Here is a 22,475-nt window from a genome sequence, read left to right as displayed (position 1 = left end):
CACAACCACGGCAGGAAATCTCATGAGCAACATCAGCATCATCGGCACCGGGAACATGGCCCGCACCATCGGCGCGCGGGCGATAGCGGGCGGCAACACCGTCGAAATCATGGGCCGGGATCAGTCCAAGGCCGCCGACCTGGCCAAGGCTCTCGGCAGCGGCGCCACGACCGGAGAATGGGGCAGCGCACCGGACGGGGACATTGTCATCGTGGCCCTTCTGTACGACGGTGTCGTGCCGGTCGTCGCCCAGTACGGAGACGCCCTCGCAGGCAAGGTCATCATCGACATCAGCAACCCCTTCAACGCGACGTTCGACGGACTGGCCCACAGCGAGGAGACCTCGATCGCGCAGCAAGTCGCCAAGGTGGCCCCGGCCAGCGCCAGCGTGGTGAAGGCATTCAACACCATCTTCCGTAATGTCCTGGAGAAGGGCCGGCCCAACGTCTTCATCGCTGGCGACGATGCCCAGGCCAAGGCGGGCGTGGGGGCATTCATCGAGAGCCTCGGGCTGCGCCCGCTGGACGTCGGCGGACTGAAAATGGCGCACTGGCTGGAAGGAGTGGGCGTGGTCACGGTGGGCCTTGCCGGCAACGGGGTCGGCCACTGGGACTTCGCCCTCGGCGTCAACGAATTCGCCGGCTGAACCCCCGGCGCGTTGAGACAGCCCAGCGAGGCTCCTGGTTGGGGCGTCGGCTCCTGGTCGACTGCTGTCTTATCGGGAGCCTCGCCATATGTCGACATCAGACCTCGCCCTACTCGTGACCTGCACCGTCACGACGAAAATGGCTCAGTGGTGAGCAGCGCCTCGATCCGCCGACCGGCCTGGTCGACCGAGGTGCTGCCGACGGCGGCCCGCAGTCGGATCGCCCGGTCCCGGTAGCCGCGCTCGTCGAGCAGCCGGCGCATCAGCGCCGCCGCCCTCGGTGGGTCCCACTGGGTCGACGGCAGCCACTCCCCCACCCCGAGCCGGCGCAGGCGGGCGCCGGTGTCGGGCTGGTCGAAGCTGTGCGCGAGCACCAGTTGCGGCACCCCGGCGGCGAGACACCGGGCGATCGTCCCGGTGCCACCGTGGTGGACGACCACGGCCACCCGGGGCATCACCTCCCGGTACGGCAACCAGCGGAACCAGTGCACGCCGGTCGGCAACGTCGCCGGCAGCAGTTCCCGGTACGGCGTCACCAGCAGGACCGTACGGCCGGCGTCGAGTGCGGCGGGCACCGATGCGGCGTAGAAGTCGTGCAGCAGCATCTGCCCGCTGCTGCCGGCCACCAGGACCGGTGGCACCTCGCCGGCCAGCGCCTCGGCCACCTCCGGCGGAAGCGGCGCCGGGTCGGCGGAACCGGCCGGGTCGGCGGGACTGGCGTCGAGCAGGAAGCCGATCTTCGCCACCCGGTCGGGGGTGGGGTCACCGGCGGCGTCGAACCAGCGCGGCCAGAGCCCGAGTTGCAGGTCGGCCGAGCCGAGCCAGGCGGCCCAGTCGTCGACCGGCGCCAGCCCGAACTCCGCTCGGAGCTGGTCGATCGGCCCGGCCAGGGCGGTCCGGTGCAGGTGTTCGGTGACCGGCAGCAGCAGGTGCTGGGCCGGGGTCATCGCCGCCCAGGCCACCGGCAGGCCGAGCAGTTCCGCGGCGATCAGCGTCGACAGCCCCGAGGTGTGCCGGCCGACGAGCACGGTCTGCCCCGGTACGGCCAGCTCCCGCAGGGTCTCGATCTCCAGCCGGAGTTGGCCGAACAGGTTCGTCCGCCGGTAGTGCGCGAGCAGGTCCGGCGGGCTCGGTGACCCGACCCGGTCCAGCAGGATCCGGCGGGCGTCCTCGAGGTAGGTGGCGTAACCCTCGGGGGTGTCGATCGGGACGTATCCGAGGCCGGCCCGGCGTACGGGCTCGGCGTAGGGGGCGTGGGTGAGCAGGGTGACGTCGTGGCCCCGGCCGCGTAGCCCGGCCCCCAGGTGGATCATCGGCCACACGTCGCCGTGGGTACCGTGACTGACCAGCAGGACGGTTGCCACCGCGTGGCCTCCTCGTCGGTGCGGGGGCGGGACCCACCCGCCCGACACGTCGCTGCACGGTCCCCGGCGGCGCCGCGGACGCCACGTTACGTTCCACCCCACCCGGCGTCGATCGGCCTACGGGCTCCCGACCCGTACCCGGTTGTCCCATTGGCGGCCACCGGCGCCGCCCTGTCACCTCGATCAGCCCGGTCGCCGACATGCTCGACGTCTCCACCACCGTGGTGAAGACGCAGAGCATGCGGTCGCTGACCCGGTCACCTGAACTGCTCGGCGCCAGCCGTTGCACCCGGTACGGTCCCACCCCGAAGGGGACCGGCCTCGGGTGTCGGCTAGTTCCAGGTGAAACCGGTCCTGGTGCGCGGCCCGGACTCCTTCTTCGTGAGCCGGTCGGTGATCACGACACTGATGGCGATGCCTTGACGGTCCATGACGGCCTTCCCCCCTCGACTGCCGGGACGCGCAACTCGACGTCCCTGCCCATCAGGAGAAGGCCCGGCTCAGACAAGACGCTGAACGCCCGCTGAACACGTCGTACAGTCCGGGTCGGCCCGGTCCGGCACGCCGAGTACGGCGAACGCGTCGACCGCCGCGCGCCAGGCGGGTACGGCAACGTCGTGTCGCCCCAGCGCGCACTGCGCTCGGGCGGTCCCGTGCAGGGCGCGGGCCTGCTGGTAACGGTCGTCGACCCGGCGGACGTGCTCGAACTCCCGCAGTGCCGACTCCGGTTCGCCCGTGGCCAGCCGCAGCAGTCCGAGACCGTGGCGTACCTCCCCGCGCAGGGTCGGGTCGTCCACGACGGCACTGATCGCGAGTGCCTCGTTCAGGAGGTCGTTCGCCTCGACGAACTCGCCCCGCCCGGTACGGACCAGCCCGAGCCCGCACAGCGCCTCGCCCTCGTACCGCTGGTCGCCGAGGGGGCGGAACCGTTCGATCGCGTCCCGGAAGTGCGCGTCGGCGGTGTCGAGTTCGCCGAAGTGCCGGCGGACGTGCCCGAGATTGAGCGTTGCCGCCGCCTGGCCGTAGCGGTAGCCGAGCTTGTCGAACAGGGCCAGCGCGCGTTCGGTGTGCTGGAGTGCCTGGGCGGCGTCGCCGAGACGAAGGTGGAATCCGCCCAGGGCGTTGTGCGCCACCGCCTCGCCGAACACGTCGTCGAGGTCCTGGCGCAGCGTGAGGGTCCGCAGGCCGTGTTCGACCGCGTCCCGGTAACGGCCGGCGAGGTAGTGCACGATCGCGATGTTCATCAGCGTCCGGGCCGCGCCCGCCTGGTCACCGAGCCCGTCGCGCAACACCACTGCCTGCTCGTAGACGGCCAGTGCGGCGGTGTAGCGGCGGGCCGTGTAGTGGGCCGCGCCGAGGCTGTTGAGCAGGTCGGCCTGGGCAAGGGTGTCACCGGCGAGGCGGGCGGAGGCCAGCCCCGTCTCGTGGGTCGTGGTCAGGTCGTCGACCAGGCCGAGGGCAAGCCAGTGCCGCCACACGGTGTTCGGTAACCGCCATGCGTACTCGTGCAGGCCGAGGGCGGCGGCGAACCGGGGAACGGCGCCCAGGACGGGTCGTTCGACCTCCAGCCAACCGGTGGCGTCGCGTTGGTCGGCGAAGTCACCGCCGGTTTTGTCGTCGCCGGTGTCGGTTTCCAGGAGTGCGACCGCGGCGCTGGCGCGTGCGAGGTACCAGTCGAGGACCCGTACGGCCGCCTCGCGGCGCTCCTGCCCGGTGGCGAGACCGGCGGCGTAGACCCGCAGCAGGTCGTGCAGCCGGTAGCGGTCGATCGACGTCTCCTCGACCAGGTGACCGGAGACCAGGATGGCGAGCGGTTCGTCCAGGTTCGGGTCGTCGCCCGCTTTGGCTGCGGCGCGGACGTCGAAATCGTCGCCCGGCATGGCGCTGAGCCGGCGGAACAGGGTCGCGGCGGCCGGCGGTAGGGCCAGGTAGGACCAGGAGAACACCGCCCGGACGGCGGTGGACGGGTCGTCGGGCGGGGAGAGCAGGTCGATCCGCCGCGCCTCGTCGGTCAACTGCTCGGCCAGTGCCGTCAGGGTGAACCCGGGCCGGCGTACGGCACGGTGCGCCACCACCCGCAGCGCGAGCGGCAGGCCGGCGCAGAGGTCGACCAGTCGACCGGCGGCCTGCGGTTCCGCGTCGACCCGCCGGTCGCCGACGATCCGGCGGAGCAGGGCCAGCCCCTCGTCGGTGGAGAGCGGCACCACGGCGACCGGACGGGCGCCGTCGCGGGCGGCCAGCCCGGCCAGTTCGGCCCGGCTGGTGACCACGACCAGGCAGCCGGCCGTGCCGGGCAGCAACGGTCGGACCTGTTCGGCCGACCGGGCGTTGTCGAGCAGGAGCAGCATCCGGCGACCGGCGAGCAGCGACCTGAACAGGGCCGACCGTTCCGCCTCGCTGTCGGGCACCTGTTGCGGGTGTACGCCGAGGGTGTGGAGGAACCCGGCGAGCACCGTACGCGCGTCGACCGGCTTGTCGGGTGCGTGGCCGCGCAGGTCGACGTAGAGCTGGCCGTCGGGGAACCGTTCGGCTACGGAGTGCGCCCAGCGCAGCGCCAGGGTGGTCTTGCCGACCCCCGGTGGTCCGACCAGCGTGACCAGCACCGGTGCCCCGGTCGCGTCGAGCAGGTCGTCCAGCGCAGCCAGGTAGTGCTCACGGGCGACGAGTTCGGCCGGGGCGGCGGGTAGCTGCCGTGGCACCGTCGGCCGCACCACCACGGCCGCGTTGGCGTTCCCGGTTGCCGCGGCGCTGTCGTTGAGCAGGAGCTGGTGCAGGTGCCTCAGGTCGGCGCCCGGTTCCACGCCCGCCTGTTCCACCAGCAGATCACGCAGGTCCCGGTACGCCTCCAGCGCCTCGACCCGCCGCCCGCACCGGTGTAGGGCGAGGATCAGCGCTCCGGTGAGCCGTTCCCGCCCCGGATGTTCGGCGACCGCTGCCGCCAGTTCCGCCATCACGTCGTGGTGGCGGCCCAGTTCCAGGTCGACGTCGAGCCTGTCCTCCAACGCGGCGAGCCGTTCCTCGGTCAGCGCGACGACCAGGCGGTCCCGCAGCGGACCGGTCGCGGTGTCGGCCAGGGCGTCGCCCCGCCACTCGGCTAGCCCGGCGGTGAGCAGCCGCCGCCGGACGGCCACGTCGGCGCTGTCGCGGGCCTCGCGTACCAGGGCGCGGAACCGGTGCAGGTCGACGTCCTGCGGGTCGATGTCGAGCCGGTACCCGCCGCCGGAGTGGAGCAGGGTGGTGTCCGGCGTGGTGAACAGCTTCCGCAGCCGGGACACGTAGACCTGCAGTACGCTCCGCGCGCTCGTCGGGGGTTCGTCCCACAGGGCGTCGACCAGCCGTGCGACCGGCACGGTTCGTCCCGCCTCGGACGCCAGGACCGCCAGTATGCACCGTAGCTGCGGCCCCGGCACGGCAACGAGCCTGCCCCCGTCGCTCAGCTCGACCGGCCCCAGCATCGCCACCCGCACTACGCCTCCCTGATGACTCGCGTGCCCGACGGCATCCGCACCTCAGAATTGTCCATGCTGGAGTCCACCGGCCCGTTCTACCGAACGGCACCGACACATCCCAAGGCTCGGGACCGCTACTGGGCGTCCTCTTCGGCGAGCAGGAGTTCGATCTCGTCGTCGGAGAGCCGGTCGAGTTCGGCCAGGAGGTCGGTCAGCTCGGTTTCGTCGGCACCGTCGAGCTGGCGCCGCCGGATCTCCCGGGACACCTCGGCGACCGTGAACGCCGGGGTGAACAGCAGGTCGACCGGCAGCTCGACCGCGAAGACCTCCCGTACCCGGGCCATGAACTGGACCAGTTGCAGGGACTGCCCGCCGAGGGCGAAGAAGTTGTCCGCGGGTGTGGCTGGTCGGACGGCCAGCAGTTCCGCCCAGATCTGCATCACCCTGGCCTCGATCGGGTCCTCGACACCCGTCGCCGCCGGCGCGCCGTGGCCGGCGAGGACCGCCGCCCGGACCGCGGACGGGTCGGCGAGGGTGGTGGCGATCCGCTCCACCACCCGCCAGGCTTCACGGTTTGTTGCGGGGGTCGGCCGGTCAGGCTCCGCCAGGGGTGGGCGGTCGGTGGCGTCCGGGGGCCGCGCCGGCTGGTCGGATCCGCCGGGCCGATGGTGTACGCCGGCAGCCGCGCCCGCCGGCAGCAGGTAACCGATCCGGGTCGACCCGTCGGGTTCCGCCACTCGGGAGGTCCCGTCGTCGGCCGGCTCGGCGGCGATCTCGGCGAGGAAGTCGCGGGCGGGACCGTTGCGGGCGGTCGGAATGAGCGACAGCTCGACCGTGGTGGCACCCCGGTCGAGGGCCAGCTCGCCGAGGTGGGCGAGCATCCGGTGCTCGACTCCCCGGCCGAGCGCCCGGCAGCTCAGCAGGAACGTGTCGACCCGCAGCAGGTCGCCGTCGAGCGTGTACCGCATCGCGCCGACCAGGCCGTACTCGCCGAACCGGTCCGCCACGGTCACCACCAGGCACTCCGGGTCACCGGAGCGCAGGTCGCGCACGTCCAGGCGTACGGGGGCGAGGTTGAACTGGTTGATCCGGTGGGTGAGTTGGGCGATCCGCTCGTGCTGGTCGGGGCGGGCCGGGGTGACGTCGACCCGCAGTGCGAGGTTGGCGTGGAAGTCGGCCAGCGACATGCCGCTCTCGCGCAGTGCCCGGCGCTGGTTCTCCTGCTCGTAACGCGCGCTCCGCTGGCGGTCCTCGTCGGTCACCCGGTCGGTGTCCAGCGGCCAGCAGTGTCGCAGGAACGCCAGGGCCCGGCCCGCGTCGGCCGGGACCGTCAGTGCGAGCACCTCCGGGTGGGCGGCGCGGACCTCGGCGACCTCGATCGGGCTGTCGTCGAGGAAGACGAAGCTGTCCAGGCCGAGGTTGAGTTCCTCGGCGAGCGACCGGAGGTTGTCCGACTTGGGTTGCCAGTTGACCCGGCCGGCGGTGAGGTGTTCGGGTCGGAGCACCATGTCCGGGTGGCCGGCGAGGACCGCGTCGACGTCGGCGGCGTTGTTGCGGCTGCACATGCAGAGCAGCCGGCCGGCGTCCCGCTGGTCGACCAGGAGTTGCTGGAGCGCGCGGCGGTCCGGGTCGACGGTGATGCCACCGATCCCGTCCTCGCCGACGATTCCGGTCCACAGGGTGTTGTCGGCGTCGACCACGACCACCTTGGGCCGGGGGCTGACGATCGTGTGCACCGTACGGACCAGCGCGGTCCCCAGTGCGGCGAAGAACTCGGACGTGTACGGCACCCGCCCGAGCCGGTCGGCGTACGCGTCGTGCGCCTCGTCGACCGGGTAGATGCGCGTCAGGTCGGCCGTGCCGAGCAGGCGCAGGTGGGTGGTGCCGGTGACGCCGTCGCGTACCGCCCGCTCGGCGGCGTCACTCGTCCTCGGGTCGGTGCCGGGCGGGTCGGGGCAGATGGCGAGCAGCAGCGGGACGGTCGTCTCCCGGTCGGCGGCACGCAGTGCGGCCACGAACCCGTCCGGGTCGGCGAGGTCGGTGGACCGGACCGCGACGACGTTGACCCCGTCGCGGTTGGTCCGCAGTGCACCATCGGGATCGAGCAGTTGCTGGAACACCTGACCGTACGGCGCGAAGCTGACCGCCATCGGCAGCGCCAGTTCCCCGGCCCAGAACCGGAGCACCTCGGCCAGCGGTTCGGCGGTGAACGAGGCGGCGACGCGTACCGTCAGCACGCGCGGGTCATCCAGAGGTGGCGGCGATCCGGGCGCGCAGCGACGCCGGCCGCATGTCGGTCCAGACCTGGTCGACGTACTCGAGGCACTCGCGCTTGGTGCCTGCCTTGCCGACCTGGCGCCAGCCGGCCGGCGGCGGGGTGCCGTCGCGCCAGATGGAGTACTGCTCCTCGTCGTTGATCACCACGACGTAGCTGGTGGTGTCCTCGTCTTCGTCGTACATCGCTTGCTCCGCCTCGAATCCAGGGGGTGAACGGGGCATGACCATCGGTACGGATCGCTGTGGCTGTGCACGTTTTCACTGCGGCCCGATGCCTGTCAAGTGTCTGTCGGCGGGTCGGAAAAACGCCCGAGAGCGAACCCAACTGTTAGGACAGTGATCTCTACTGTTAGGACTAATTACATATCGACGAAGTGCTCGTTACGGTGGGTGCCACGCGGGGGCGGCAGACGACCAGCACCAGGTACGCAGACGAGAGGGCGCCATGCTGACCCATCCGGTGCGCACCGACACCACGACCGTACCGGCGTTGCTCGATGCCCGTGCGGAGATCGAACCGGACCGGATCGCCCTGGTTGTCGACCACTCGGGGGAACCGGACGGCGGGCCGGACCGGTTGACTTTCGGGCAGTGGCGGACCCGCGCCAACTCGGTCGGGCACGGGCTGCTCGCCCGGGGAGTCCGGCGCGGTGACCGGATCGGCCTGCGGTTCGACGGGTCCGACTGGGTGGGCTTCGCGGTCGCGTACGCGGCGGTCACCTCGGTCGGCGGGGTCGCCGTACCGCTGCCCGAACGCGGTACCCCGGCACAGCTTCGGGACCTGCTCGACCAGTGCGGGGCCAGCGGCCTGATCCAGGGCACCGAGGGCGATCCCCGGCCACGGTACGGATGGACGGCCACCCTGGACGAGCTTGACCGGGGTCCGGCGGAACCGGTGGGCGGCCTGGTCGAACCGGCCGACCTCGCCCAGATCATCTTCACCTCCGGCACCACCGGACGACCGAAGGGAGTGACGGCCAGCCACGCCAACCTGACCTTCGGCCTGCTCCCCCGCCCCCGTCGCCGACCGCTGGCCCACTCGCGACACTTCCTGCACGCGTTCCCGCTGGGCACCAACGCCGCCCAGACCATGCTGCTGCACGCCCTCGCCGCCCAACCGGCGGCGCTGGTCCTGCCCCGGTTCGAACCGGAACGGTTTGCCGCGCTCGTCGCCGAGTACCGGGTCGGGACGGTGTTCGTCGTGCCGGCGATGGCGATCGAGCTGCTCAACACCGGCGCCCCGGAACGCCACGACCTGTCCAGTGTGCTGCTGCTCGCCTCGACCGCCGCGCCGCTGCCCGGCGCGGTCGCCCGCGCGCTGTGCGCCGCCCTGCCCGACGCCACCATCGTCAACAACTACACCTCGACCGAGGCCGCCCCGGCGCACACCACCGTGGTCTTCGACCCGGACCGACCGGCGGCGCTGGGACGTCCGGCCGCCGGGGCCGAACTCCTGATCGGCGACCCCGACGGCGTACGCCTACCGCCCGGCACCGTCGGCGAGGTGTACCTCCGCTCGGACACCCTCCCCCGCGCCTACTACGGCGACGAGGACGCCAGCGCGGCGGTGTTCCGGGACGGGTGGGTACGGATGGGCGACCTCGGCTACCTGGACACCGACGGCTACCTGCACCTCGTCGACCGGGAGAGCGACGTGGTCAAGTCCGGTGCGTTCAAGGTCTCCACCCCGCACGTCGAGGCGATCCTGCACGAGCACCCGGCGGTCGCCGACGCGGCCGTGGTGGGCGTACCGCATCCGACGATGGGGACGATGCTCGCGGCGGCGGTGGTCGCCCGTACCCCGGTGGAGCCGGCCGACCTGCGCGTCTGGCTCGCCGAACGGCTCGCCCCGCACGAACGGCCGACCCGGCTGCTGCTGGTCGACGCGCTGCCTCGCAACGACGGCGGCAAGCTGCGCAAGACCGAACTTCGGCAACTGTTCACCGCCGCCGCGGCACCGGAGCACCGGACACCGCCCGCGACACCGACCGAGGTGACCCTCGGTGCGCTCTGGGCCAGGGTGCTGTCGGCGGCTGAGGTCGGGCGGGACGACGACTTCTTCGCCCTCGGCGGGGACTCGCTGCGGGCCACCCAGCTCGCCACCCTGGCCACCGAGAGCTTCGGGGTGGCCGTACCGGCGTCGCTCGCCTTCGACCAGCCGGTCCTGAGCGCACAGGCCCGGTGGCTCGCCGACGCCACCCCGGCCGCACCCGCCGAGCCGACCGGTACGGACACCGTCATGGCGTACGACGAGGTGCCGCTGAGCGCGCAGCAGGAGAACTTCTTCAACTGGATGTACGCCACCGACGAGCCCCGTGACGTCGGCCCGATCAGCGTGGCGATCCGGATCCTCGACGACTTCGACCCCGAACTGCTGCGGCGCAGCCTGGACCTGCTGGTACGCCGGCACGAGTCACTGCGTACGGTCTTCGCCGACGCCGAGGGTAGGGCCGGCAGGGCGGGCGGGCAGCGGGCGTACGTCCGGCCGGACTGCCCGCCGAGGGTGACGATCGTCGCGGCCGACGGCGCGGACGCCGAGTCCCGGCGGGCGCACGCCGCCACGATCGTCCGGACCGACCGGGAACACGGCTTCGACCTGACCACCGGTCCCCTGGTCCGGGCGGTGGTGGTCCGGCTCGACGCCGACGACCACGTGCTCGGTCTGGCCGTGCACCACCTGGTCTTCGACGGCTGGTCGATGGGGGTGCTGCTGCGCGAACTCGGGCTGGTCTACTCGGCGCTGCGCGCCGACCGCCCGGTGGCGCTGCCCCCGCTGCCGGTGCCCTACCCGGAGGCGGTCCGGTGGACCCGCGAGCAGTGGCCCCGGACCCGCGAGTTCTGGTCCGGCCGGCTCGACGGGGCACCGACCGGGATCGAGCCGTTTCCGGGCCGGCGGCGGGCGGTCCGGCTGCGCAGCGACTCGCTGGAGTTCCGGCTCGACCGGGAGGCCGCCGACCGGCTGCGCGGTTTCGCGCGCGACCGGGGTGCGAGCACGTTCATGGTGGTCGCGGCGGCCTGGGTGGCGGTGCTGTCCCGGTTCACCGGCGCGCCGGAGATCATGCTGATGTCCCCGGTGCCGGGCCGGACCCGGCCGGAGTTCGAACCTCTGCTCGGTTGTCTGGTGCAGTCCCTGCTGCTGCGGATCGACGCCCGCGCGGACCCGACCTTCGACGAGCTGCTCGACCGGGTACGCGGAACCGCGCTGGACGCGATCGACCACCAGTACTACCCGTACGCCGAGTTCTATCCCCGGTTCCCGAACTCCGCCTGGCTGCGGTTCGAGAGCTGGGGCGGGGTGACCCACTTTCCGGGGCTGGACTCGGAGCCGTTCGAGCTGCCGCGTGCGCTGGACGCCGACTGGCCGACCCCGAACGGGGAACCGGATCTGGGCGTACCGGAGTTGGCGATGCTCGAGCAGCCGGACGGGTCGATCTCCGGCTGGTTGCTCTGGAACTCGTACGCCTTCGATCGGTCCACAATGGAGCGCTTGGCTGAGATGCTGGTCCGGCTGGCCGCGTACGCACCGGACCGGTCCGGTCGGCGGCTGTCCCAACTGACGGAGGCGATGTGACCACGGTGCAGATCCCCCGGCGCAACCGGCGCCCGGCCACCACCGCCCAGCACGGGATGTGGTTCACCGAACGGCTGGGTACGGCCGGTTCGGCGTACCACATGCCGGTGCCGATCCGGCTCGACGGCGAACTCGACGTGCTGGCGCTGATCGACGCCTGCGCGGCACTGGTGGCCCGGCACCCGGTCCTCGGCAGCTCGTTCGAGGAGCACGACGGTGAGCTGTTCTCCGTCCCGGCGCTGATCAGCCCCCGGGTCACCCTGACCACGGTCCCACCACCGGAGCCGGAGGCGGAGGAGGAACTCGCCGATCTGGTCCGGGCGGAGACACTGCGGCCGTTCGACCTGCGGCACGGGCCGCTGACCCGGTTCACCCTGTTCACCTCGGGACCGCAGCGGCACCTGCTGCTGGTGGTCGCCCACCACCTCGTCTTCGACGGCGAGTCCAAGGACATCCTGGTCCGTGACCTGGGCGAGCTGTACCGGGGCTTCGCTGACGGCCGTACCCCGGACCTGCCGCCGCTGCCCGTCTCGTACGCCGAACATGCCGGCGCCGAATCGGCCCGGCTCTCCGCCGAACTGGTCCCGGCCGGCGAGTTCTGGGGGCGGCACTGGCACGAGCCGGCGCCGGTGGTCCTGCCGGGCCTGCGCCACCAGCAGCCGGCGGCGGCGCCCGGCGACACCGTGGACCACCTGTTCGACCCGTGTATGCGGGTGGCGCTGGCCGGCACCGCCGACCTGCTCGGCGCGACCCGGTTCGAGGTGCTGCTCGCCGCGGTGCAGGCACTTTTGCACCGGTACGGCAACACCGAACCGACCGTCGCGGTGGACCTCGGCACCCGTACCCCGCTGACCCGCGAGTGTGTCGGCCTGTTCGTCAACGAGGTGCCGGTCACCGGCGTACCCCGGCCGGAGCAGACGTTCCGTGACCTGGTCGCCGCGACCCGGGCGGCGCTGCGCGACCGGTACCCGTTCCGGGCGGTTCCGGTGGCCCGTGCCACCGCCGGGGTGAAACCACGGATCGCCCTGGCGCCGGTGTCGATCAGCTACCGCCGGCGACCCAGCCGGCCGCCGTTCGCCGGGCTGACCGCCGACGTCGAGTGGTTGGCGTTCAACCACACCGCCCGCAATGCCCTGCACCTGCAACTGCTCGACAGCCCGGAGCAGCTCGCCCTGCGCCTCCAGTACGGTCGGGACACCCTGGACCGGGCCGACGCGACTCGGATCGCCGGGCACTTCACCACCCTGCTCGCCGCCGCGACGGCGGCACCGGACACCCCGCTGGGCGACCTCGCCCTGCTCGACGCCCACGAAGCCGACCTGCTGAGCACCTGGTCCCGCCCCGCCCCGGTCGACCGGGGCGCCGCCGCACCGACCGGCACGCCACCGAGCCACCGCACAGAAGGCACCCTGCCCGAGCTGTTCGCCGCCCGGGCAGCGGCTGCACCCGACGATCCGGCGGTCATCTCCGGCGACCTGACCTGGACGTACGGGCAACTGTCGGCCGCCGTGGACCGGCTCGCCGCACGCCTGCGCGGGTACGGCGTCCGCCCCGGCGACCGGGTGGCCGTGCTCGTACGCCGGACACCCGCGTTGCCGGTCGCCCTGCTCGGCGTACTCCGGGCCGGTGCCGCGTACGTGCCGCTGGACCCGGACCACCCGACCGCCCGGCTGGACGCGATCCTGGCCGACGCCGCACCGACGATCCTGGTCACCGACCAGCCGTCCACCGGCCTGTCCCACTCCTGCCCCACCGTCGCACCGCTCACCGACGACGAGTCGGGACACGCGGGTGCCGACCTTCCGCCGCCGCACCCGGACGACCTGGCCTACCTGATCTACACCTCCGGTTCGACCGGGCAGCCGAAGGGCGTGCAGATCGAGCACCGGGCGCTGGCGAACCTGCTGCTCGGGATGCGGGACCTGCTCGGCTCGGAACCCGGTCACGGCTGGCTGGCGCTCGCCTCGGCCGCGTTCGACATGTCCAAACCGGAACTCTTTCTGCCCCTGGTTACCGGTGGCCGGATGGTCCTGGCGACCGAGGCCCAGACAAGGGACGGGACCGCGCTGCACGAACTCGTACGCCAGCACGGGGTGACCCACGTGCACGCGACGCCGTCGACCTGGCGGCTGCTGCTGGACGCCGGGTTCGACCAGCCGGACGTGGTCGGGCTCAGCGGTGCCGAACCCCTGCCACCGGCCCTGGCCCGGGAGGTGCGTAACCGGGTGGGCCGGCTGTGGAACCTGTACGGCCCGACCGAGGCGACCGTCTGGTCCACCGTCGGGGAGCTGCCCGAGGCGGTGGACACCGTCGGTATCGGCGAACCGATCGCCAACACCCGTCGGTACCTGCTCGACGGAGGGCTGAACCCGGTCCCGGTCGGCATCGCCGGCGAGGTCTGCCTCGGTGGGAGCGGACTGGCCCGGGGTTACCTGAACCGTCCCGCGCTGACCGCCGCACACTTCGTCCCCGACCCGTACGGGCCGGCCGGGTCGCGGCTCTACCGCACCGGCGACCTGGCCCGTTACCGGCACGACGGCGAGGTCGAGTTCCTCGGCCGGATCGACAACCAGGTCAAGATCCGGGGTTACCGGGTCGAACTCGGCGAGATCGAGGCGCACCTGGGCGGGCACCCGGATGTGCTCGACTGCGCGGTGCTGCTGCGCGACCGGGAGGGGACCGGGCCGGTGCTGGTCGCGTACGTGGTCCGGCGGGCCGGGGGCGGGGATCCGACGCCCGCCCGGCTGCGCCAGCACCTGGGCGGGACGCTGCCGACGTACCTGTTGCCGAACCTCTTCGTCGAGCTGCCCCGGCTGCCACTGACCGGCAACGGCAAGCTCGACCGGCGGGCGCTGCCCGATCCGCCCGCCGACACCGGCACCGGGCCGGACCAGGTGGACGAGAGCCAGCCGGGTTACACCGGTGTGGCACGGGAGATCTTCGAGATCTGGCGCCAGGTGCTGCGGATCGACGACATCGGCCCGGACGACGACCTGTTCGACCTCGGCGGGCATTCGCTGACCGTCACCCAGATCGCCGCCCGGATGCGCCGACAGCTCGGCATCGACCTGCCCCTGCACGTCTTCTTCGACTCGCCGACCATCAACGGCCTGGTCGCCGCGTACGCGACGTCGACACCAGCGGCGAGTTAGCGGCCGGAACGCGGCAGGAACCCACCACCGATCGCACCGTCCAACGAGGAGGCAAAGTCGTGCCATCCACCGCCGACCCTGACGCCGGCACATCGACGGCACCGGCGTCGCGTACCAACCTGGAGAGCGTGGTCGCGCTGTCGCCGCAGCGGCAGGCCCTGCTGGCCCGCCGGCTCGCCCAGCGGGGGTTGGCGGCGGTGACCGAGCCGGTCATCGCCCGGCTGCCGCGTACCGGGCCGGACCAGTTGTTCACCTGCTCGTCCGGGCAGCAGCGGATGTGGTTGGCCAGCCAGTTCGACCCGTTGGACCCGTCCTTCCACGTGTCGATGTCCCAGCGGTTCGGCGGTCGGCTCGACGTCGCCGCCCTGCGTCTGGCCCTCACCGACCTGGTCGACCGGCACGAGGTCCTGCGGACGGTCTATCTCGGCGCCGACGGTGCGCCGCGTCAGCTCGTCCGGCCGCCGGAGCCGGTCCCGCTGCCCGAGGTGGACCTGCGTGACCTGCCGGTCGCCGAGCGGGAGCCGCAGGCCCGCCTGCTGGCCCGGCACGCCTTCGCGGTGCCGTTCGACCTGGCCACCGGGCCGGTGCTGCGGGCGACCCTGTACCGGCTGGCCGACGACGACCACGTGCTGATGATGACCAGCCACCACATCGCCATCGACGGTTGGTCGATCGGCAACGCGCTGCGCGAACTGGCCGCCCTCTACACCTGGCGACTGTCGACGCCCGAGTCCGGACCCGGCACGTCGACCGCCGCCGGTCCGCCGCTGCCCGCGCTGCCGATCCAGTACGCCGACTACGCGCACTGGCAGCACGATTCCCTCAACGAAGGCGAGTTGGCCGACGGGTTGGAGTTCTGGCGCCGACAGCTCTCCGCACCCCGCGTCGATCCCGAGCTGCCGATCGCCCGCCGACGCGACCAGCCCGGTGACGGCGCCGGTGCCGGTACGGGTGGCAAGGTCAGCCTCCCGATCGGTCCGGAACTGCTCGACGGGCTGCGGGCGGCGGCCGGCGCGACCCGGGGCACCACCCCGTTCGTGACCCTGCTGACCGCGCTCAAGGCGCTGCTGGCCCGCTACCTGGGCCAGAGCGATGTCACCGTCGGTACGCTCGTCGCCGCCCGTACGCACGTGGAGCTGGAGCCGCTGATCGGCTACTTCGCCAACCCGCTGGCGTTGCGTACCCGGCTCGATCCCGAGTTGACCTTCGCCGAGGCGGTGGCCCGGGTACGCCGTACGGTCATCGACGGGTTCGCGTACCAGAGTGTGCCGTTCGACCTGGTGGTGCAGGAGTTGGCGCCACGGCGGGACGCCCAACGGCACCCGTTCTTCCAGGCCGCGTTGATCCTGCACAACTTCTCCGAGGGTTCCCGGCCGGACTGGCCCGGGCTGGACGTGCGCTGGTGGGACAGCGAACTGGACGACATGCTGTTCGACCTGACCCTGGTCGCGGTGCCGCAGCCGGACGGTGGGTTGGAGGCGACGTTCTCGTACCGGACCGAGGTCTTCGACGCCGCCGACGTGGAACGGCTCGCCGCCGGGTTCCGTCAGCTCCTGATCGGGATCGCGGCCGATCCGGGGCAACGGCTCGGCGACCTGTCACTGCTGACTCCGGCGGATCGGCAGCGGGCGCTGGTCGACTGGCAGGGGCCGACCCGGGACGTGCCGCCGGAGGCGGCCACCTTCCCGGCGCTCTGGGCCCGAGCCTGTGCCCGTTATCCGGAGGCGGTCGCGGTGGTGGCCGACGATCAGGTGCTGTCGTACCGGGAACTCGACCGGCGGGCGAACCAGCTCGCGTACCGGTTGCGGGCCGGCGGGGTCGGGCCGGAGACCCCGGTCGGTATCTGCCTGGACCGTACGTCGGACCTGCTGGTGGCGGTCCTCGGCGTGTGGCGGGCCGGTGGCGCGTACGTGCCGCTGGACCCGGCCTTCCCCGCCGGCCGGCTGCGGATGATGGTCGACGACGCGGCCGTCCGGGTCCTGGTGACCGAGCAGGGTGTGGCCGACCGGATGGGCGAGCTGTGCGACGCGGTCCCCGAGCTGGTCCGCCTGGACCGGGATCGGGCCGAGTTGGACGGACTGCCGGACGGTCCGCCAGCCGCCGACCCGCACCCCGGCCAGCTCGCGTACACGATCTTCACCTCGGGCTCGACCGGTCGACCGAAGGGGGTCGAGGTCAGCCACGGCTCGGTCGGGAACCTGCTGCTGTCCTTCGGCGAGTCGCTCGCGCTCACCCCGGCCGACCGGCTGCTCGCGGTCACCACCCTCTCCTTCGACATCTCCGTGCTGGAGTTGCTGCTGCCGCTGGTGTCCGGGGCACGGGTGGTGGTCGCCACGAACGCGGAGGTCGTCGACGGCGCCGCGCTGCTGGCGCGGGCGCGGTCCAGTGACGCGACCGTCCTCCAGGGCACCCCGGCGACCTGGCGGATGCTGCTCGCGGCCGGCGAACTGCCGACCTCCGTACGGCACCGGCTCTGCGGCGGCGAGGCGTTCTCCCGCGACCTGGCCGACCGGCTGTCCGGCGGGACCCTCTGGAACGTGTACGGCCCGACCGAGACCACGGTCTGGTCCGCCGCCGGGGTGGTCGACCCGGAGCCATCCGCCGGTTCGGCGCCGGTGACGATCGGGCCGCCGATCGTGAACACCCGGATCTACCTGCTCGACGGGCGGGGACAGCCGGTGCCGGTGGGGGTCACCGGTGAGGTGCACATCGGCGGGGCGGGCGTGGCCCGTGGTTACCGGGGTCGACCGGGGCTGACCGCGCAGCGGTTCGTCCCGGACCCGTTCGGCGACGTGCCGGGAGGCAGGCTCTACGCCACCGGTGACCTGGCCCGGCACCTGCCCGACGGTCGGATCGAGTTCCTCGGGCGCGGCGACCAACAGGTGAAGATCCGTGGCTTCCGGGTCGAGCTGGGCGAGATCGAGTCGGTGCTCCGCGAGCAGGAGAACGTACGGGACGCGGCGGTAGCCGCCTGGACCGACGGCGGCGACGGTGACGCCCGGCTGGTCGCGTATGTGGTGCCGGAGGCGGCAACCGACGCCGCCCAGCTCTGGAGCCTGCTCCAACCCCGGTTGGTGTTGCGGCTGCCGGCGTACCTGATCCCGGCGACGTTGGTGCTGCTCGACACTCTGCCGCTGACCCCGAACGGCAAACTGGACCGGGCCGCCCTGCCGGCGCCGACCTGGGGCGCGACCGACTCCACCCCGTACGTCGCCGCCCGTACGCCGGTCGAGGCGGCGATCGTGGGGATCTGGGAGGAGGTCCTCGACGTACGACCGATCGGGGTGGACACCGACTTCTTCGCCCTCGGCGGGCACTCGCTGCTGGCCGAACGGGTGCTGTCCCGGCTGCGCGCGTACTTCCAACTGGCGGCGCCGACGCGGGTGCTGTTCGACGCGCCGACCGCCGCCGGGCTGGCCGCCGCGCTGATCGAGCTGGAACCGGTCCCCGGTCAGGTCACCGCCATCGCCGAGGTACGGGCGGAGATCGAGGCGATGTCACCGGAGGACGTGGCGTTGCTTCTCGGCGACGGTGGGGCCGGATGACCGGGCGGACCGACGAGCTGCTGGCCGTCCTGCTGGCGCGGCGGGGTATCGCGCTCACCGCGAGCCAGACCATCCGTCCCGGTCCACGGGGACCGGAGTTGCCGCTCTCCCCCGCACAGCAGCGGATCTGGTTCCTCGACCGGCTCGGGGTGGGCGACTCGGCGTACCTGATGTCGACCGCGTACCGGCTCGACGGGGTGCCCGACGTGTCGGCGCTGACGGAGGCGTTGCGCCGGCTGGTCCGGCGGCACGAGCCGCTGCGTACCGCGTTCGTGGACCGGGACGGGCACGGGGTGCAGGCGATCCGGCCGGCCGACGACCCGGACGTGGTGGTGGCGCTACCGGTCGTGGACCTCGGTGACCTGCCGGACGAGGCGCGGGAGCGGGGGCTGTTGCGGCTGGCCCGGCACGAGCTGGCCCGCCCGTTCGACCTCGGCCGACCACCGCTGGTCCGGGGGACGTTGGTCCGGCTGGCGCCCGACGACCATCTCCTGCTGCTGGTCTTCCATCACATCGTCTGCGACGACGTCTCCCTCGACCTGCTCACCGGTGACCTGGCCGCCACCTACAACGCGCTGGTCACCGGCCGCGAGCCGGCGCCGGCACCGCTGCCGGTCCAGTTCGCCGACTACGTACGCTGGCTGGCCGACCGTGATCCGGAGGTGCTCCGGGCGCAGGAGTCGTACTGGCGCGAACACCTGACCGGCGCGCCCGCCCTGCTGGAGTTGCCCACCGACCGGCCGCGTCCGGCACCGGTCGACGCGCCCGCCGGCAGTGTCCGGTTCGCCCTGCCGGCGGAGGTGACCGTGGCCGCCGAGCGGCTGCGCCGGGACACCGACTGCACCCTGTTCACGGTCCTGCTGGCCGCGTTCACGGTGGTGCTGGCCCGGCAGAGCGGCCAGTCCGACGTGGTGGTCGGCGTACCGGCGGCGAACCGGTCGCTGCCGGAGCTGGAGACGATGGTCGGGATGTTCGTGAACACCCTGGCCCTGCGGACCGACCTGTCCGGTGACCCGACGCTGCGGGAGGTCCTGGACCGGGTCCGGCTCACCTGCGTCGGCGGGCTCGGGCACCGCGAGGTCCCGCTCGAACGGGTCACCGAGATCGTCGCCCCGGACCGCAGCGCCGGCCACCATCCGCTGTTCCAGGTGATGTTCGTCCTCAACTCCGGCGGCGGCGACGCGGCCGGTGGGCTCACCCTGTCCGGGTTGACCGCCCGACCGGCCGGGATCGGGCACGGCACCGCCCGGTTCGACCTCACCCTGGTCGTGGACGCGGGCGGCGACCGGCTGACCGGCCAGCTCGACCACAACACCGGCCTGTACGACCGAACCACGGTCGAACGACTGGTCGACCGGTTCGAGCAGGCCCTGCGGTTGCTGACCACCGCACCCGACCGACAGCTGTCCGAAGTGGACCTGTTCACCAATGCCGAGCGGCAGCTCCTGCTCGGTGGCCTGCATCCTTCGCCCCCGCCGCCTGTGCAACCGGGATTCGTCGACGACCTGGTGGCGGCGCAGGCGTCCCGTACGCCGGACGCCCCGGCCGTGTACGGCGACGGCGGTTCGGTCACCTACGCCGAACTCGACCGGTGGGCCGACCGGATCGCCCGACGGTTGCGGGCGACCGGTGTCGGGCCGGACGTCCCGGTCGGGTTGGTGTTACCGGCCGGTCCGGCGGGTATCGCCGGGCTGCTCGGCATCCTCCGGGCCGGTGGCGCCTACCTGCCGCTCGACCCGACCCACCCGCCGGAACGGCTGGTCGACCTGCTCGCCGACGCCGATGCCACCGTCCTGCTCACCGCCGGCCCGTACGCGGACACCGTCGCCACCTTCGCCGGCACAGTGATCCGGGTGAACGACACCACCCCCGCCCCGGCCGACGCCCCTCCCCCACCAACGCGGCGCCCGGACCAGCTCGCGTACGTCATCTACACCTCGGGGTCGACCGGGCGGCCGAAGGGCGTGATGGTCACGCACGACACCGTGACCAGGTTCGCGGTGGCGTTCCGGGACGTGCACGGCTTCGGTCCCGGACAGCGGATCCTGATGATCCCCCCGCTGACCTTCGACGCCTCCGTCGGTGACATCTTCCCGGCGCTGATCAGCGGCGCGGCCCTGGTTGTCCACCCCGAGCCGGCCGCGCTCACCGGACCGGCCCTGCTGGACCTCTGCGTCACACAACGGATCACCGCGGTCGACGCTCCCTCGGCGCTCTGGCAACGCTGGGTGGACGATCTCGCCGGTCATGAGGTGCCGGCCGACCTCCCGTTGACCGTGATGATGGTCGGCGGTGAACGGGTGCCTGCCGACAGGGTCGCCGAGTGGAACCGCCTGACCGGTGGCCGGGTCGAATTCTTCAACCACTACGGCCCGACCGAGGCGACGGTCTGCGCCACCGTCCACGTCGCCGGCCAACCGGGCACCACGATCGCGGCACCGGACGAGTTGCCGATCGGCCGACCGCTGCCGCACGTACGGGTCTACGTGCTGGATCCGGGCGGTCGGCTGCGCCCGGTCGGCACTCCCGGTGAGCTGTACCTCGGTGGTGACTGCCTGGCCCGTGGGTATCTCGGCCGCCCGGAGCTGACCGCACGGGCGTTCGTACCCGACCCGTTCTCCGGCACACCGGGGGCGAGGCTCTACCGCACCGGCGACCTCGCGAAGGTACGCGCCGACGGTGAGCTGGAGTTCCTCGGCCGGGTGGACCGGCAACTCAAGATCCGGGGTTACCGGATCGAGCCGGCCGAGATCGAATCGGTGCTCGGCCGGCATCCCCTGGTCGGCGAGGCCGTGGTGGTGGCCCGTGACCAGCGCCTGGTCGCGTACGTGGTGCCGCGCGCGGGTGCCGCCGTACCGGATCCCGACGAGTTGCGTACGTTCCTCCGGGGCCGGTTGCCGGACTTCCTGGTGCCGGCCGGGTTCGTGCCGCTGGACCGGTTGCCGCTGACCGCGCACGGCAAGGTCGACCACCGCCGGCTGCCGGCACCGGATCCCGAATCTGCGCACCCGTTCGTCCCGGCTGGTACGCCGACCCAGGCCCGGCTGGCCCCGATCTGGGCCGAGGCACTGGGCCGGGACCGGGTCGGCGCCCGGGACGGCTTCTTCGACCTCGGTGGGCATTCGCTGCTGGCCGCCCCGCTACTGGCCCGGATCAACCGGGAGTTCGGTGTCGAACTGCCGCTGCGTACGCTCTTCGACGCCCCGCACCTGGACACCTTCGCCGCCGTCATCGACTCCGCCCTCGCCGGCAGTGCTACGCCCGGTCCGGTCGTCACCCCCGCGAAGGCGGACAGGGTCGACCTGTGGGCCGAGGCCGTGCTGCCGGACGACGTCTGCGCCGATCTCGGGCAGCTTCCGCCGGCCGACCATGATCCGGCGCACGTTCTGCTCACCGGGGCCACCGGGTTCCTCGGGGCGTTCCTCCTCGACGACGTGCTCCGGCACACCACCGCCGAGGTGCACTGCCTGGTCCGGGCCGGTTCGGTCGGCGCGGCCATGGTCCGGGCGGAACACAACCTGCGCCGGTACGGACTCTGGCGCCCCGAGTACGCGGCCAGAATCGTCCCCGTCCTCGGTGACCTGACGCAACCGCGACTGGGACTGTCCGCACCGGCCTTCGCCGCCCTCGGTGCACAACTCGACGTGATCTACCACAACGGTGGGGCGGTGCATTTCGTGCATCCGTACCAGCGGTTGAAGCCGGCGAACGTGGGCGGAACGGTCGAGGTGCTGCGGCTGGCCGGGCTGGGCCGGGTGAGCGCCGTACAACACGTGTCGACTCTCGGCGTCTATCTCGGCCCGGTGGACGGGTCACGGACGCTCACCGAGGCCGATCCGCCGGACCGGCCGGACGGGCTGTGGGGCGGTTACAACGAGAGCAAGTGGGTGGCGGACCGGCTGGTGCAGGCGGCTCGGGACCGGGGGCTGCCGGTGTCGATCCACCGGCCGGCGCGGGTCACCGGCCACGCCGGCACCGGTGCCGGCAACACCGACGACTACCTCAGCCGCCTGTTGAAGACGTTTGTCCAGGTGGGAGCCGTACCGGCGCTCGATTTCGAGGAAGATCTCGCCCCGGTCGACTACGTCGCCGCCGCGATCGGGCACCTCTCCCGCCGCGCCGACACCGCCGGCCGCGACTTTCACTTCTACAACCCCCGGACCATCGGGTACGCGGAAATCGTCGACGTCCTGCGCGAGCGGGGTTACCCGGTCCGGTCCCTGCCGTACGAGCGCTGGTACGCCGAGGTGGTCGACGCGGCACAACACTCGGCAGAGATCGGCCTCGGCCCGTTCCTGGCGGGGCTGCCGCCGACGATGGGTCCCCGGGAGCACCCGACGTTCGACTGCACCGGCACCGAACGGGCGGTGGCATCGGCCGGAATCCACTGCCCACCGGCCGATCGCGTACTGCTCGGGCGGTATGTCGACTTCTTCGTCCGTACCGGATTCCTGCCCGGACCCGGCTGACC

9 protein-coding genes are annotated in these 22,475 nt (G+C 72.5%); 5 read left to right on the top strand and 4 right to left on the bottom strand.

Annotated features, from left to right (window positions below; all coding sequences use genetic code 11):
- The first annotated feature begins 22 nt into the window (after positions 1-22).
- On the top strand, positions 23-646 hold the full coding sequence (locus ACWEFB_RS17845; protein WP_452286696.1) for an NADPH-dependent F420 reductase: 624 nt from the start codon (positions 23-25) through the stop codon (positions 644-646).
- Between the two features lie 128 nt (positions 647-774).
- Here the strand turns inward: ACWEFB_RS17845 and ACWEFB_RS17840 are convergent, their stop codons facing one another.
- The 4 genes from ACWEFB_RS17840 to ACWEFB_RS17825 all read right to left on the bottom strand — a co-directional run bounded on the left by ACWEFB_RS17840 (position 775) and on the right by ACWEFB_RS17825 (position 7,919).
- On the bottom strand, positions 775-2,010 hold the full coding sequence (locus ACWEFB_RS17840; protein ID WP_452286694.1) for a glycosyltransferase: 1,236 nt from the start codon (positions 2,008-2,010) through the stop codon (positions 775-777).
- A gap of 500 nt (positions 2,011-2,510) precedes the next feature.
- A complete protein-coding gene (locus ACWEFB_RS17835; protein ID WP_452286827.1) occupies positions 2,511-5,465 on the bottom strand; it encodes a BTAD domain-containing putative transcriptional regulator in 2,955 nt (984 codons plus the stop codon).
- Positions 5,466-5,593: 128 nt separating this feature from the next.
- Complete coding sequence (locus tag ACWEFB_RS17830) at positions 5,594-7,696, bottom strand: HAD-IIIC family phosphatase (RefSeq protein ID WP_452286692.1); 2,103 nt, start codon at positions 7,694-7,696, stop codon at positions 5,594-5,596.
- Between the two features lie 7 nt (positions 7,697-7,703).
- Positions 7,704-7,919, bottom strand: a complete 216-nt coding sequence (locus tag ACWEFB_RS17825; protein ID WP_326558933.1) for an MbtH family protein — start codon at positions 7,917-7,919, stop codon at positions 7,704-7,706.
- Between the two features lie 262 nt (positions 7,920-8,181).
- Between ACWEFB_RS17825 and ACWEFB_RS17820 the strand changes: the two genes are divergently transcribed.
- From ACWEFB_RS17820 to ACWEFB_RS17805, 4 genes are read left to right on the top strand one after another with little or no spacing between them, the layout of a single operon-like run.
- Positions 8,182-11,307 (top strand): AMP-binding protein, encoded by a 3,126-nt coding sequence (locus tag ACWEFB_RS17820; protein ID WP_452286689.1) that lies wholly within the window; start codon positions 8,182-8,184, stop codon positions 11,305-11,307.
- Positions 11,304-14,459 carry a non-ribosomal peptide synthetase gene (locus tag ACWEFB_RS17815; RefSeq protein ID WP_452286687.1) on the top strand — a complete coding sequence of 1,052 codons (3,156 nt, stop codon included), beginning with the start codon at positions 11,304-11,306 and terminating at the stop codon, positions 14,457-14,459. The genes ACWEFB_RS17820 and ACWEFB_RS17815 overlap by 4 nt, the downstream gene beginning before the upstream one ends.
- A gap of 59 nt (positions 14,460-14,518) precedes the next feature.
- A complete protein-coding gene (locus tag ACWEFB_RS17810) occupies positions 14,519-18,004 on the top strand; it encodes an amino acid adenylation domain-containing protein (RefSeq protein WP_452286685.1) in 3,486 nt (1,161 codons plus the stop codon).
- The gene (locus ACWEFB_RS17805; RefSeq protein WP_452286683.1) at positions 18,001-22,473 is read left to right on the top strand and encodes a non-ribosomal peptide synthetase; all 4,473 of its coding nucleotides are present in this window, start codon (positions 18,001-18,003) and stop codon (positions 22,471-22,473) included. The genes ACWEFB_RS17810 and ACWEFB_RS17805 overlap by 4 nt, the downstream gene beginning before the upstream one ends.
- Positions 22,474-22,475: the final 2 nt, after the last annotated feature.

It is taken from the genome of Micromonospora sp. NPDC004704 (assembly GCF_053601675.1).
This window is presented reverse-complemented; position numbering and strand designations above follow the sequence as displayed.